The organism is Pseudomonas morbosilactucae (genome assembly GCF_023241665.1).
Classification (GTDB): Bacteria; Pseudomonadota; Gammaproteobacteria; order Pseudomonadales; family Pseudomonadaceae; genus Aquipseudomonas; species Aquipseudomonas morbosilactucae.
The window spans coordinates 35,364-50,067 of sequence record NZ_JALQCX010000031.1 but is presented as its reverse complement, the minus strand read 5'-3'; the positions used below and the strand labels follow the sequence as shown (position 1 = coordinate 50,067).

The 14,704-nt window shown below is 63.7% G+C and carries 11 protein-coding genes and 1 pseudogene; 2 read left to right on the top strand and 10 right to left on the bottom strand.

Going from position 1 to position 14,704, the window contains the following annotated elements; translation table 11 throughout:
• Positions 1-57: 57 nt before the first annotated feature.
• From M1B35_RS16710 to M1B35_RS16675, 8 genes are all read right to left on the bottom strand, one after another.
• The gene (locus M1B35_RS16710; protein ID WP_123332440.1) at positions 58-2,433 is read right to left on the bottom strand and encodes an efflux RND transporter permease subunit; all 2,376 of its coding nucleotides are present in this window, start codon (positions 2,431-2,433) and stop codon (positions 58-60) included.
• 32 nt (positions 2,434-2,465) lie between these two features.
• Positions 2,466-3,515, bottom strand: a complete 1,050-nt coding sequence (locus M1B35_RS16705; protein ID WP_123332438.1) for a WD40/YVTN/BNR-like repeat-containing protein — start codon at positions 3,513-3,515, stop codon at positions 2,466-2,468.
• Positions 3,516-4,184: 669 nt separating this feature from the next.
• A complete protein-coding gene (gene pepN / locus M1B35_RS16700; RefSeq protein WP_268262546.1) occupies positions 4,185-6,842 on the bottom strand; it encodes an aminopeptidase N in 2,658 nt (885 codons plus the stop codon).
• Positions 6,843-6,854: 12 nt separating this feature from the next.
• A complete protein-coding gene (locus M1B35_RS16695) occupies positions 6,855-7,685 on the bottom strand; it encodes a DUF2797 domain-containing protein (protein ID WP_268262545.1) in 831 nt (276 codons plus the stop codon).
• Positions 7,682-7,942: a YeaC family protein gene (locus M1B35_RS16690; protein WP_123332430.1), complete on the bottom strand. Its 261-nt coding sequence runs from the start codon at positions 7,940-7,942 to the stop codon at positions 7,682-7,684. Before M1B35_RS16690 ends, M1B35_RS16695 begins: the two co-directional genes overlap by 4 nt.
• Positions 7,943-7,958: 16 nt before the next feature.
• Entirely contained in the window at positions 7,959-8,828 is an 870-nt protein-coding gene (locus M1B35_RS16685; protein WP_268262544.1) for a rhomboid family intramembrane serine protease, read from the bottom strand.
• Positions 8,825-9,799: a metallophosphoesterase gene (locus M1B35_RS16680; RefSeq protein ID WP_268262577.1), complete on the bottom strand. Its 975-nt coding sequence runs from the start codon at positions 9,797-9,799 to the stop codon at positions 8,825-8,827. The genes M1B35_RS16685 and M1B35_RS16680 overlap by 4 nt, the downstream gene beginning before the upstream one ends.
• Positions 9,796-10,686 carry an NAD(+) kinase gene (locus M1B35_RS16675; RefSeq protein WP_007920913.1) on the bottom strand — a complete coding sequence of 297 codons (891 nt, stop codon included), beginning with the start codon at positions 10,684-10,686 and terminating at the stop codon, positions 9,796-9,798. Before M1B35_RS16675 ends, M1B35_RS16680 begins: the two co-directional genes overlap by 4 nt.
• Positions 10,687-10,790: 104 nt before the next feature.
• Between M1B35_RS16675 and M1B35_RS16670 the strand changes: the two genes are divergently transcribed.
• Positions 10,791-11,741, top strand: coding sequence for a DUF1853 family protein (locus tag M1B35_RS16670; protein WP_123332424.1), 951 nt, complete (start codon positions 10,791-10,793; stop codon positions 11,739-11,741).
• Between the two features lie 237 nt (positions 11,742-11,978).
• Entirely contained in the window at positions 11,979-12,770 is a 792-nt protein-coding gene (locus M1B35_RS16665) for a helix-turn-helix transcriptional regulator (RefSeq protein WP_268262543.1), read from the top strand.
• Between the two features lie 67 nt (positions 12,771-12,837).
• On the opposite strand, the gene M1B35_RS32050 is transcribed toward M1B35_RS16665, so the two are convergent.
• A complete protein-coding gene (locus tag M1B35_RS32050) occupies positions 12,838-13,155 on the bottom strand; it encodes an FtsX-like permease family protein (RefSeq protein WP_341870149.1) in 318 nt (105 codons plus the stop codon).
• Between the two features lie 216 nt (positions 13,156-13,371).
• Positions 13,372-14,687, bottom strand: a pseudogene (locus M1B35_RS16660) (ABC transporter permease); the annotation flags it as partial.
• Positions 14,688-14,704: the final 17 nt, after the last annotated feature.

Sequence of the window (14,704 nt, the reverse complement as noted above, 5' to 3'; positions counted from 1 at the left end):
AGCATGCGGAAGGATTGTTCCCGCGCCGCGCGGGAACAATCTTCATCAACGGCAGGCTTAGTGGGCGAACAGCGAGTTGCCCTTCTGCCCAGCCAGTTTCTCCGGTTTGATCAGGAAGCGCGCCAGGGCCGGCAGCAGCCACAGGGCCCCGAACATGTTCCACAACAGCATGAAGGTCAGCATCAGGCCCATGTCGGCCTGGAACTTGATGGCCGAGAAAATCCAGGTGCAGACGCCAATCGCCAGGCACAGACCGGTGAACAGCACCGCCTTGCCGGTAGAACGCAAGGTCTGGTAGTAGGCCTCTTGCAACGGCAGCCCGGCCCGCAGGAAGCTTTCCAGGCGGCTGTAGATGTAGATGCCGTAGTCCACGCCGATGCCCACCCCCAGGGCCACCACCGGCAAGGTCGCGACCTTGACGCCAATCCCCATGAAGGCCATCAGGGCGTTGCCCAGCACCGAGGTCAGCACCAGCGGCAGGACGATGCACAGGGTCGCCGCCCAGGAGCGGAAGGTGATCATGCACATGCCGGCCACGCAGATGTAGACCAGGATCAGGATGGTCAGCTCCGACTCCTTGATCACTTCGTTGGTGGCCGCCTCGATCCCGGCGTTACCGGCGGCGAGGATGAATTCCAGGCCATCGCGGTTATGCTCGTTGGCGAACTCCTGCACGGCATGCACCGCCCGGTCCAGGGTTGCCGCCTTGTGGTCGTTGAGGAACACCAGCACCGGCGCCAGGGAGCAGTTGTTGTTGTACAGGCCGTCGGCCCGGGCGATGGAGTTGTTGAGCACGTCAGGGTTGCGCGACAGGGTTTCCCATTTCAGGTTGCCCTCGTTCATGCCCTTGATCATCTGCTTGGACACAGTCACCAGGGAGATCGCCGACTGCACGCCCTCGGTGTTTTGCATCTTCCACATCAACTCGTCGATGGGCGCCATGGCTTCATAGCGCGAACAGCCTTCGGAGGCAGTCTTGACCATCACCACCAGCACGTCGGAACTGGTGGAGTAATTGCTGATGATGAAGTTGTTGTCCTTGTTGTAGCGCGAGTCGGGGCGCAGCTCCGGGGCACCTTGGTCGAGGTCGCCGATCTTCAGGTTCTGGCTGTACCAAAGGCCGCCACCGAAGGCCACCAGGGCAAGGGCAATGGAAATCGGGGCGACTTTCGGGCTGGCGAAGTTGGACAGCAGCCGCCAGAAACGGTGTTCGCGGTTAGCGTCCTTCTTGCTGCGTTCGATGGCGCGCTTGCTGATGCCGACATAGGAAATCGCCACCGGCAGCAGGATCAGGTTGGTGAACACGATCACCGCCACCCCGATGGAGGCGCCGATGGCCAGCTCGCGGATCACCCCGATGTCGATGATCAGCAAGGTGATAAAGCCCACGGCGTCGGCGAGGATGGCGATCATGCCCGGCAGGAACAACTGGCGGAAGGTGCGCCGCGCCGCGGTCAAGGCGTTGTCGGCCTCGCTGGACTGCAAGGCGATGCCGTTGATCTTCTGCACCCCGTGGGAAATGCCGATGGCGAAGATCAGGAACGGCACCAGCATGGAGTACGGGTCCAGGCCGAAACCGAAGGCGTGCATCAGGCCCAGTTGCCAGACCACCGCCACCAGGGTGGTGATCAACACAGCGATGGTGCTGCGGATGCACCAGGTGAACCAATAGAGCAGCACCAGGGTGATGATGAAGGCCACGCCGAAGAACATCACCACCATGATCAGGCCGTCGATCAGGTCACCGACTTTCTTGGCGAAGCCGACAATGTGGATTTTCACATTGGGGTTCTGCGCCTCGAACTTGTCGCGGATCTTGTCTTCCAGTTCATGGGAGAACTTCTGGTAGTCCAGGGCCAGCAATTTGCCCTGGTCCTTGGGGTCCGGGTAGGACTCCAGCAGTGGGATGTCGACAATGCTCGACTTGAAGTCGTTGGCCACCAGGCGCCCGACCTGGCCGGACTTGAGCACGTTGTTGCGCAACTGGTCGAGGCTATCGGCCGAGCCGTTGTAGCTCTGGGGGATCACTTCGCCGCCGGCAAAGCCTTCCTCGGTCACCTCGGTCCAGCGCACGCTGGGGCTCCACAGGGACTTGAGGCCCGAGCGGTCGACGCCGGAGATGTAGAACACCTCGTCGTTAATCTGCCGCAGAGTCTCCATGTACTCCTTGGTGAAGATGTCGCCGTCCTTGGCTTCCACCGAGATGCGCACGGTGTTACCCAGGTTGGCCAGGTCGTTGCGATGCTCCATCATTTTTTCAATGAAGGGGTGCTTCAGCGGGATCATTTTCTCGAAGCTGGTGGACGGCCGGATCAACGTGGCCTGCCAGAACAGGAAAATGCTCACCAGCAGGCAGATCAGGATCACTGCCGGGCGGTTGTTGAAAATCAGGCGCTCGAGAAACGTCGCCTTGTCTTGGTGATGACTGCTCATGGATGTCCCCGCCTTCTTATTATGTGCCCGGCCTATTTGCCCAGGTCAGCGCCTGTCGGTGCCGTGGCGCGTACGCCGCCCTGCCCCACCAGAACCAGATTGCCGTTGCCGGCCGCCGTCACCGCCGATAAGGAGATGCGATCGGGACGGTTGAATACGCTGAAGGTCAGGCCTTGGTCGTGGCTTTGCACCACGCTGCCGCCGTTGCCGACGATCACCAGGGTGCCGTCGTCCAGCAACGTCGCACCGGACAGGCCGAATTCCAGGGCGCCACGGGTGGCCTTGAGTTCCACCGGCTCCCAGCTGTCACCAAAATCCGTGGAGCGATACAGGTTGCCGCGCAATCCGTAAGCCAGCAGCGTGGCCGGCTCGCCGGTGCCGATCACCCCGAACAACGAGCCTTCATACGGGCCTTCGAGGCGTTCCCAGGTCTGCCCCCAATCGGCGGAGCGGAACATGCTGCCCTGCTCACCGACGATAAATAGGCCGGAATCCTTCACCGCCGCAATGGCGTTGAGGTGGTACTGGTCTTCGTTGTCCAGGCGGTCGCTGACGTCTTCCCAGGCCTGGCCGCCGTCCGTGGTTTCCAGCAAGGCACCGTAGGCCCCGACGGCAAAACCGTGGCTGGCGTCCTTGAAGTACACGTCGAGCAAGGGGGCTTCGCGCTTGAGGTCTTCGAATTGCTTGGTCCAGGTCAGGCCGCCGTCGGTGCTGGCGAGGATCTGTGCATCGTGGCCCACAGCCCAGCCGTGGGTCTCATCGACGAAGTAGACGGCGGTGAGCAACTGCCGGGTCGGCACCTTGGCCTGGGTCCAGGTGCTGCCCTGGTCATCGGAATAGAGAATGTGCCCACGATCGCCGACGGCCACCAGGCGCTTGCCGGCATGGACCACATCGAGCATCAGGCTTTTCGCGGCCTTGGCCGACTCAGTGGAATAGACAGTGTCCGCTGCGCTGGCAGCGGCCTGGACGGAAGCCGAACACATGACCACGCCCACCAGCGAGAGCGCTGTAGCCAGCAACGCAAGTTTGCGCAAGGCCGGCGGGCGGCAAACAACCACACCCATGACAGGCTCACTCATAGACCTTTCCCCCATTATTATTGTTCGTTCATCCAAGCTGTCGGGGCGCTGTGGAAGGCGCTCCGAAACGTCGGCTGATATCGGTTAACTGTCCTGAAACCTGCAATCTAGAGCCACTTCGGATGCGTGGCTATCCTATCGGGCTTTCGAAAGGTCTGACAATCGACACCACGTTATCTTTTGTTAACCCGGGGTAAAGCGCGGCCACCTGAATACACGGGCATTCGGCGGCCTGATGAACAAAGCCCACCCTGGCTTACCGACGATGACGCGCTTGAGCGTAGCGCAAGACTCGAGGACGTCATCGCTGGCAAGCCAGCTCCTACAAGGTGGGATGTGTTTTTGTGTAGGAGCCCGGCTTGCCGACGATGACGGTCTTGGAATGAGCGCAAGACTTGAGGACGCCATCGCTGGCAAGCCAGCTCCTACAACGGGATGGGGTGTGTGCTTTTGTAGGAGCCCGGCTTGCCGGCGATGGCGGTCTTGGGATGAGCGCAAGGCTTGAGGACGCTATCGCTGGCAAGCCAGCTCCTACAACGGGATGGGGGGTGCGTTTTGTTGTAGGAGCCCGGCTTGCCGGCGATGGCGGTCTTGGGATGAGTGCAGGGCTTGAAGACGCTATCGCTGGCCCGCCAGCGCCTACAAGGAGCTGGCGGGCGAACGATGGGTTTAGGCGAGGCTTTTGCTGACGACTTCGTAGACGTCGCTGGACAGCTCGCCGGAAGCGCGGATGCGTTCCAGCTCACCTTTCATCAGCGCCTGGCGGGCGCTGTCGTATTTGCGCCAGCGGGTCAGCGGCGCCAGTTGCCGTGAGGCAATCTGCGGGTTGAAGGCGTTGAGCTGGATCACCAGGTCCGCGAGGAAACGGTAACCCGAACCGTCGGCGGCGTGGAAGTTGATCAGGTTCTGCCCGGCAAAGGCACCGATCAGCGCCCGCACCTTGTTCGGGTTCTTGAGGTTGAACGCTGGGTGCTGCATCAGCGCCTTGACCCGCTCCAGGGCGCCCGGCAAGCCGCTGCCGGCCTGGACGCTGAACCACTGATCCATGACCAGGGCGTTGTCCTTGAAGTTCTCGGCAAACACCGCCAGGGCCTGGGCCTTCTCGGCTTCGAACGGCGAGTTGACCAGCACCGCCAGGGCTGTCAGGCGCTCGGTCATGTTGTCGGCGCTGTCGAACTGCTCGATGGTTGCCGCCAGCACCGCCGGTTGCTCGCTGAGCATCAGGTACGACAGCGCAATGTTCTGCAGCGCACGGCGGGCGAAGTGCTCGGACTCGGCCACATAAGCAGTGATTTTCGACACCTCGCGGTTGGCCTGGTAACGGGCCCATAGCGGCTCGAACAGTTGCTCGGCCAATTGCCGGCGGGCGAACTCACGGGCACCGTGAATGGCATCGACGTCCGCCACTTCACTGATTTCCGTGAGGTAGGCTTCACCCGGCAGGGAGAGCATTTCCGCGACCATGGCCTGGTCCAGGCTGTCGTCGGCCAGCACGCTGCGCAGCGCGGTGACCAGGCGCGCATCCATCACCAGGGCCTCGCCCTTCTGGTATTGGCCGATCAGTTCCTGCAACACCTGCACCGACAATTGCTGGCCGGCTTCCCAACGGTTGAAGCCGTCGCTGTCGTGCTGCATGAGGAACATCAGTTGGTCGCGGTTGTAGGGGAAGCTCAGCTTCACCGGCGCCGAGAAACCGCGCAGCAGCGAAGGCAGCGGCTGTTCGGCGATGTCGACAAAGGTGAAGGTCTGCTCGGCTTCGGTCACCGAGATCACCCGGGATGTGCCCTGGGCAGCGCTTTCACCCGACAGGCGCAGGGCAATGCCCTGCCCTTGCGAATCCAGCAGGCCCAGTTCCACCGGAATCACAAACGGCCGTTTCTCGACCTTGTCCGGAGTGTCCGGGCAGCTCTGGCGGAAGGTCAGGCTGTAGGTCTTGGCCGCGGCGTCATAGGCCTCGCTGACCGCCAGGCGTGGGGTGCCGGCCTGGCTGTACCAGCGCTTGAACTGGGTCAGGTCGACGCCGTTGGCGTCTTCCATGGCCTTGACGAAATCGTCGCAGGTCACGGCCTGGCCGTCGTGGCGTTCAAAGTACAGGTCGCTGCCCTTGCGGAAGCCTTCGGCGCCCACCAGGGTGCGGATCATGCCCACCACTTCCGAACCCTTTTCGTACACGGTCAGGGTGTAGAAGTTGGAAATCTCGATAAAGCTTTCCGGGCGCACGGCATGGGCCATGGGGCCGGCATCTTCGGCGAACTGGTGGGTGCGCAGATAGGCCACGTCCTGGATGCGCTTGACCGTGGCCGAGTTCATGTCCGAGGAGAAGCCGGCGTCGCGGAACACCGTGAAGCCTTCCTTGAGCGATAGCTGGAACCAGTCGCGGCAGGTCACGCGGTTGCCCGACCAGTTGTGGAAGTATTCGTGGGCCACGATGGCCTCGACCCGCTGGTGTGCGGCGTCGGTGGCGGTTTCGGCCCGGGCCAGCACGGCGCTGGAGTTGAAGATATTGAGGCCCTTGTTCTCCATGGCGCCCATGTTGAAGTCGTTGACCGCAACAATCATGAAGATGTCCAGGTCGTACTCACGGCCGTAGGTTTCTTCGTCCCAGCGCATGGATTTCTTCAGGCTGTTCATGGCGTGCTGGCATTTGTCGATGTTTTCCGGCTCGACGTAGATGCGCAGCGCCACGTCGCGCTGGTTCATGGTGGTGAAGCTGTCCTCGACGCACCACAGGTCGCCGGCTACCAGGGCGAACAGGTAGGCCGGTTTCATGAACGGGTCTTCCCAGGTCGCCCAGTGCCGACCGTCTTCGCCGGGGCCGCTGGCAATCGGGTTGCCGTTGGACAGCAGCACCGGGTAGCGGTGCTGCTCGGCCACCACGGTGGTGGTGAACTTACTCATCACGTCCGGGCGGTCGAGGTAGTAGGTGATCTTGCGGAAGCCTTCGGCCTCGCACTGGGTGCAGAACATCCCGCTGGATTTGTACAGGCCTTCCAGGGCGGTGTTGCTTTCCGGGTGGATGCGCACGCTGGTGTCGACAGTGAAGCTCTGTGCCTTCGGCTGCAGGGTCAGGTGGCTGTCGTCGAGCTGGTAATCGGCGGCGCTCAGCTCGCGATCCCCCAGGCTCACCGACAAAAGTTCCAACTGCTGGCCGTCCAGCACCAGCGGCGGCAGGCCGGCACCGCGCGCCGGGTTGCGACGCATCACCAGTTGCGCGTGGACCAGGCTATGGTCCTCGAACAACTCGAAGGTCAGGTGGGTTTCGTCGATCAGGTACTCAGGCGCCTGATAGTCCTTCAGGTAGATCATCTGCGGTTGTGCGGTGCCCATGCTGGAGTCCTTCTACTGATGCACGGCGAGCTGGTAGGCCGTGTATTTACGAATGTTGATCACGCCACTGTCGAAGATCAGGTACTGGCCCTTGATCCCCAGCAGCGTGCCTTCGGCAATCGGGTTCTTGTCCAGGTTGAAGCTGACGATCTTGGCCGGGTACTGGCGCACCGGGTAACGAATCTCCAGGGGCTCGATGTCACGCACCGGCTGGATCGCTTGCAGGCCGAAACGCTCCTGCAGGGCCAGCAGGCCCTCGGCGCAGGACTCGAACAACTGCTCGCGCACCTGGGCCAGATCCACCGCCACCGCGTCGCCCTTGAGCAAGGCGCGCCAGTTGGTCTTGTCGGCCACCTGGGAACGGAACAGGTCTTCGACGAAGCCCGATTGCTGGCGGGTCGCCACGCGCATGATCGGCAGCGCCTGGCTGGCGCCCTGGTCCAGCCAGCGGGTAGGCAGTTGGGTGGCGCGGGTGATGCCGACCTTGATCCCCGAGGAGTTGGCCAGGTAGACCACGTGGTCGGTCATGCAGAACTGCTCGCCCCACGACGGCTCGCGGCAGGTGCCGGCGTCGTAGTGGCAGCGTTCCGGGCTCATGATGCAGATATCGCACTGGGCCAGCTTGGTCATGCACGGGTAGCAGTAGCCCTGGCTGAAGCTGGTCTTGGTCTTGCGCCCACAATGGGAGCAGTGGATCGCCCCCAGGTATTCCAGGCGTATCTGGGTGCCGATCAATGGATTGACCGGCACTTCGGTGTCGCCCAGGCGAAAAGCGTACTGAACGTCCGACCCGTCAAGGCGAGCCGACATTTTGCTGATGGAGCCACGGCCAATCTCGATCAATGGATGGCATCCGACTTGAACAGAATGTTCGGCACCGGGGCCGACTTCGAGGCGCACTCTTGCGGGCCCATGTAGCCGGTCCGTTCTTCCTCGGGCAGGTTCTGCAGCTCCCAGGCGATCATCGCCTGCAGGGACAGCTCACGCTGCTCGGCGGTGAGTTTGCGGCCATCGGACCATTTGCCGATCTCTACCGCCAGTTTCAGGCTCTGGTAGATCTCGGGGGTGATGTTTTCGATCATTTCGACAAAAGACGACATACAACTCTCCAGCGTATTAGAGGGCCAGTTTACGGCGGCTATAGAGGCCGCCCAACAAACCTGTGAAGCATCCGACGAGCAACCCGCCGACGTGGGCGGCGTTGGCGATTTCACCGAAGCCGATCATCGAGATCAGCCCCGACATACAGATCAGCAGCCACACCAGCATCATCACCAGCACGCCACGGGGCAGCCGATAGACCGGGTTGGGCGACAACCATTGATAGATCCAGCAATGCCCGAGCAGGCCGTACAAGACCCCGGACAAGCCGCCGAACAGGGTCGGGCCGCTGAACAGGTACTGGGCGTAGTTGGACACCAGGCTGAACAGCAGGGTCAGGCCCAGCAGGTTGATGCTGCCCTGGCGCAACTCGATGCGCCGCCCCAGTTCCCAGTACCACATGCCGTTCATGGCGATGTGCAGGAAACCGAAGTGGATCAGCATCGGCGTCACCAGGCGCCACCACTGCCCCGCCGCCAGGCTGTCTTCCAGGGGGACGAAGCGGATGTACTCGCCCACCACATGGAAGTCGAGGAAGGTCAGCCAGCGCAGGGTTTCAAGGTTTTCGCCCAGCCAGGTCACGACGCAGACGATCAGGCTCAGCACCAGCACCAACGCGGTCATCGGGCTGCGGCGCAACTGCTCGACAAACCCCGCACGGGCCTCGGGCGGTTGCGCCGGGATGTCCAGTTGCTGCTCGGGGTCGCCCGCCGGGAACTGCGCATACAGCGAACGCACCTGCTCGCTGATGTCGCCAGGCACCCAGAGCACCTGTTCGCCGGCTTCTTCGCTGACCCGATGGGGCACCTGCATGCGTTGCAGCAGCTTGACGAAACCGCTCAGGTCCACCGCCAGGGGCAGGCGTAATACCGCTACCGCGCTCATTGCACAGCCTCCGGCCGCTCGACATCGACCCAGACGAATTTATGCGGATCCAGGCGGGTTTCCTGGTCCAGGCGATAGGCCACCAACTTGCCGTAAAGCACGGCGCTGTAGTCCAGGCAGGCCAGGTTGGGGCGGATCGGCGCCGGCTTGCCGCTGCGCCAGTAATGGCCGACAAATAGCAACGGCTCGTCGCTGCCATAGCGCAGCAGGTTGTTTTTCTCGGCCACCGACAGCGGCGTGCGGGCCACCGGCTCCGGCAGCGCGTCAGGCTGGAAGACGATATCGCCGTAGGTTTGCGGGTCGTCTTCCCAGAACTTGGTGCGGAAGAAGGAACGGATCAGGCCGTCGCCGCTGGTCATGGTCTGACCATGGGGCAAGCGCATGTCGGTGCCGCGCAACAGGCGGTCGAAGGCGGTGCTGGCGAAGCTCTCGGGCAAGGCCGAGGCCTTGAGGAACGCCTCGTCGATGCAACCATTGGGGTACTGGGCGCGCAATGGCGCGATCAGCCCGGCATCCCAGCAGGCATGCACCACCCGGAAGCGCCCGGCGTCGACGAACAGCGGCAGGTCGTAGAACCAGGCCAGAAAGTCGTGCCAGTCCCCCGGGTGCTGTTCGAACTGGGCCAGGGTTTCCTTGAGCAGGCGGGCGTGGCGCGGGGTGTGCTCGCGCACGAACTGCCGGCCACTGCCGGGCGGCGCCGGAGTGCTCCAGCCCAGGGCGTTGAACTCGTGGTTGCCCATGATGCACAGGGCCTGACCGGCCTCGACCATGTCGTGGACGATGTGCAGGGCCTCGCGAATGCGCGGGCCGCGGTCGATGATATCGCCGAGGAACACCGCCATGCGCGACGGGTGCCGCCAGACGCCGCCCTGTTTGTGGTAACCGAGCCGGTCCAGCAAGTGCTCAAGGGTCTGGGCGCAACCGTGCACGTCACCGATCAGGTCGTAGCTACGCGCGGGATCGAGCATCAGTCGCCTCCACCGCCCAGCCGGCTGCCCCAGCCCAGCTTGGTCCGACAGACCTCGTAGTAGTTGTGGTCCAGGGGGTGGATCAGGCGCAGCTTCTGCGCCTTCTTGCTCACCGTGATGGTGTCGCCGGGGGCGCAGGTAAAGTGGTTCTGCCCGTCACAGGAGACTTGCGGATAGATCTGCATATCTTTGGACACGACGATTTTCAGCTCACTGTTGCCATCGACCACAATCGGCCTTCCGGACAAGGTATGGGGGTACATCGGCACAATCACAATGGCATCGAGCTTGGGATGCATGATCGGCCCGCCGGCGGACAGCGCGTAAGCCGTGGAACCGGTGGGCGTGGCGACGATCAGGCCGTCGGCCTTCTGGCTGCAGACGAACTGACCGTCGATGTAGATTTCGAACTCGATCATCCGCGTCGACTTGCCCGGGTGCAGCACCACATCGTTCAGCGCATCGCCCTGGCCGATGGCCTCGGCGTGGCGACGAACTTCGGCCTGCAGCAGGAAGCGGTTTTCCACCAGGTAGTGACCGTCGAGCACTTCGGCGACCTTGACTTCCAGTTCGTCGGGGCGGATGTCGGTAAGAAAGCCCAGGCTGCCACGGTTGATGCCCAGCACCGGGATATTGTGCCGGGCCAGGGCCCGGGCGGCGCCCAACAGGCTGCCGTCGCCGCCGACCACAATCACCATGTCGCAGACTTCACCGAGCAGTTTGCGCGACGAGGTCTGCAGGCCGTGGCCCGGCAAGACTTCGGCGATGGTGTCCTCGAGGATCACATGCAGGTGGCGGGCGAGGAGAAACTTTTTCAGTCGGCGCACTGTGTCCAGCACCTGGGAACTGCCCAGGCGACCGATAATGCCGATATTACGAAATTGCTCCATGGGGCTCCTGCGGGGTTCTGGCACAAACAAAGGGGGGATTATGGGCGAAACCCGGCGTTAGACAAAATCCTTTCAGCCACGGGCCAAGGAGCTATGCTCGCAGCATGATCCTGTTCCCCGAATTGCTCGACCTCCCCCGCCAGTTGCGCCACCCCGAAGTGCGCGACCTGGCCTGGGTCATCCTCGCGCCGCCCATGCTCGAACAGACACCCTGGCCCCAGCGCCACCCCCTGGCCGGCAGCGATTGGGTGCAGGCCCCGCAACTGCTGGGCCACTGGTTGCGCCAACTGGATCACGACAGCCGCGCCCTGCAACACTGGCTGGCCCTGGCCACCACCCGACGCCTGGGCCTCTATTACGAACGCCTGTGGCAATTCGCCGTGCGCCACGCCCCCGGCGTCGAATTGCTCGCCGCCAACCTGCCGATCCGCCGCGACGGGCACACCCTGGGCGAACTGGACATGCTGCTGCGCGACCGCGACGGCGTGCATCACCTGGAACTGGCGATCAAGCTGTACCTTGGGCCGCAGCAGGGCAACGGCGCCGACAGTGCCCAGTGGCTGGGCCCCGGCTGCCATGACCGCCTGGACCGCAAGCTGGACCACCTGCACCAACACCAATTGCCGATCTCGGCCCGCCCGGAAAGCCGCGACGCCCTGGCGGCCCTGGGCATCGAGGCATTCAATGCCCACCTGTGGCTGGGCGGCTACCTGCTCTACCCCTGGCCCGGCCACGCCCAACCGCCCTTGGGCGCGCACCCGCAACACTTGCACGGTGGCTGGCTGCACCAACACGCCTGGCCGGCGTTTTTTGCCCAGAGCCGCCCCGGCCGCTGGCAACCCCTGCCCCGCCACGCCTGGCTGGCGCCGGCTCACTACCCCGAAGAACAGACCTGGACTCCCACCCAGTTGGAACAATGGCTGGCCGAGCTGGACCCTCACGCACCGGCGCAGTTGATGGTCCGCCTGACGGAGAAAGCCTGCGGCCATTGGGAGGAAGCCGAACGGCTGTTCCTGGTGGCCGACCTGTGGCCGAACCTGCCGGGCAGCGGTTGAGGCCGCCCCGCCGCCGTTGCCCGGCAACCCAAGCCCGGCCAATGGCTACAAGGGACTAACCTCTGGCCCCGACCATTCGTCCTACTATTACCGTTAACATCAAACAGCCATCACCACCCTGTACTAGGATACGAGCGACCTCTCGTCGAACCGGTTGGGTTCGAAGGGCCAGACCACTGTTTTATAATCCAGCGCTATAAAGGCATGACGCCGCTCGCTGCACTCATGGATGACACGATGAATTCACACCTGCTTTTTCCGCAGATCGGCAAGGTCATTGCCAGCACCGGTAGCCGCAGCTTCCCGCGTATGCTCCACGAACTGATCCGCACCCAACTGGCGGTGGACGCCCTGCAGATCCGGCAACTGCAGGTGGCGTGCGAAGCGCACTTGCAGAAACGCAGCCGCAGCGCCGCCAACGACGCCATCGACGCCCTGGAACTCACCTGGCCCGGCGAGGTGCTGTACGACCAGGGTTCCCAGCAGCCGGCCACCGCCCGCCCAGCCCATGCGCCCGAACAGGCCCGGGTGGATGCCAACAGGGCGCAGATGCACCTGAGCAGCCGCCGTGACGGCTACCGTTACGTGATTTCGCTGTACCGCGCCCAGCCCTGCGCCAGCTTCAACCCCCAGGAAAACACCTTCCTCCTAGACTTCTCGTCACTGCTGTTGCCCATGGTCGAACAGCACATCAGCGCCCTGCAGCCAACCAGTGCCGCCGCCAAGGAGCCCTCGCCCGAGACGCCTATAGCCCAGGGCCTGGAGAGCCTGCACCAGCGCTTTGTCGAACGCCTGGAACAGTGCGCCCTGACCCTGTCGAACCGCGAACTGGAAGTCTGTGTCGGCCTGCTGGCCGGGCGCACCGTGCCGGAACTCGCCGAGCAGCTCCGGCTCAAGGCCAACACCGTGGAAAGCTACCTCAAGCGCGCAGCGATCAAGCTGGGCATCAGTGGCCGCCACTCGCTGCTGCGCTGGATGTACGGCAGCGACGATGCCACGGCCCCCTGCTCCCTCCTCGGCCTTGTCTAGACCGGCGCCATACCTGCCAACCTGACGCGCCACCCTGGCACGACAGCACCCGGGTGGCGCCCGGTGATCAGTCCCGGGCCAGGGCCTCGATCGGGTCCAGACGCGCCGCATTGCGCGCCGGGACAAAACCGAAAACGATGCCGATCAGGGTCGAGCAGGCAAAGGCGGTGACGATCGAGCCCAGGGAAAACACCATCTGCCACTCTTTGACGAACAGTGAAAACAGGTAGCCGATGGCGAACGACAGGCCGATGCCGATCGCCCCGCCAATCAGGCAGACCATCACCGCCTCCACCAGGAACTGCTGGCGAATGTCCGACTGGCGCGCACCCACCGCCATGCGAATACCGATTTCCCGGGTCCGTTCGGTCACCGACACCAGCATGATGTTCATCACCCCAATCCCCCCCACCAGCAGCGAAATCAGGGCAATCAGCGACAACAGCAAGGCCAGGGAGCGGCTGGTCTTATCCACGGTTTTCATGATGCTGTCGAGGTTGTTGGTGAAGAAGTCCTTGGTGCCATGGCGCTGCAACATCACCTGGGTCACGTTGTCCTCCACCACCTTGCTCGGCTGGCCGTCCTTGATCCGCACGCTGATGCTGTCCAGGTGGCGCTGGCCCAGCAGGCGCCCGGCCGCCGTCTCGTAAGGCACCCAGACGCTCAAGGTATTGCCGGCCGAGAAGATGTTCTTGCTCTCGGCCGTGACCCCGATCACCGTGCACGGCAGCGACCCCACCAGGATCACCTGGCCCAACGGGTCGACCCCGGCGCCGAACAGGCGCTGGCGGGTGTTGTGGTCGATCACCACCACCTGGGCCTGGCGCCGTGCATCGCTTTCGCTGAAGGCAATCCCCGCCTGCATTTTCAGCCCGCGAACCTGGAAGTACTTGTCGCTGACGCCGTTGACCGTGGCGTTGACGTCCACGTTGCGGTAGCGCAGCAAAAGGTTGCGCCCCACCACCGGGGTCGCGCTGTCGACGTAGTACAGCTGGTTGAGGGCCGTCGCGTCGGCGGGCATCAGGGTCTCGATGGCCGCGCCCGGCTGTCGCCGAAACTGGCCCCGGGAAACACGTCGATGGTGTTGCTGCCGATCGCCTGGATGTCCTTGAGCACGTAGCGCTTGGCCCCCTCGCCGATGGCCACGATGGACACCACCGAGGTGATGCCGATGATGATCCCGAGCATGGTCAGCAAGGTGCGCATGCGGTGGGACACCAGGGCCACCCAGGCCATGCCGAAGGCTTCCTTGAACAGCCCGAGGCTGGCCACCAGGCGCCGCGCCCCGGCCGGTTCAACCCGCACCGGCTCCTCGATACTGGCCGCGGCCCCGTCCCGTGGGTTGGCCCGGTCGCTGATGATCTGGCCGTCACGCACCTCGATGATGCGCTCGGCATTCGCCGCCACCTTGGGGTCGTGGGTCACGATGATCACCGTGTGCCCGGCGGCGTGCAGTTCCAGCAGGATGTTCATCACCTCCTTGCCGCTGGCGGTGTCGAGGGCGCCCGTGGGTTCGTCGGCCAGGATCACCTCGCCGCCGTTCATCAGCGCCCGGGCGATACTCACCCGCTGCTGCTGGCCGCCGGACAATTGGTTGGGCCGATGCTCCAGGTGCCCCGCCAGCCCCAGGCGCCCGAGCAACGCACTGGCCCGGCTGTGGCGCCGGCTTTCCGCGGTGCCGGCATAAATCGCCGGCATTTCGACGTTGTGCATGGCACTCAGGTGCGGCAACAGGTGGTAGCGCTGGAAGATAAAACCGAAGTAGTCGCGCCGCAGCTCCGCCAGCTCCTGGTTGTCCAGGTCGCGGGTTTCCCGGCCGTTGACTCGGTAGCTGCCGGCGGTGGCGTAATCCAGGCAGCCGAGGATGTTCATCAGGGTGGACTTGCCCGAGCCCGAGGCGCCGGTGATGGCCACCATCTCCCCGGCCTGGATCG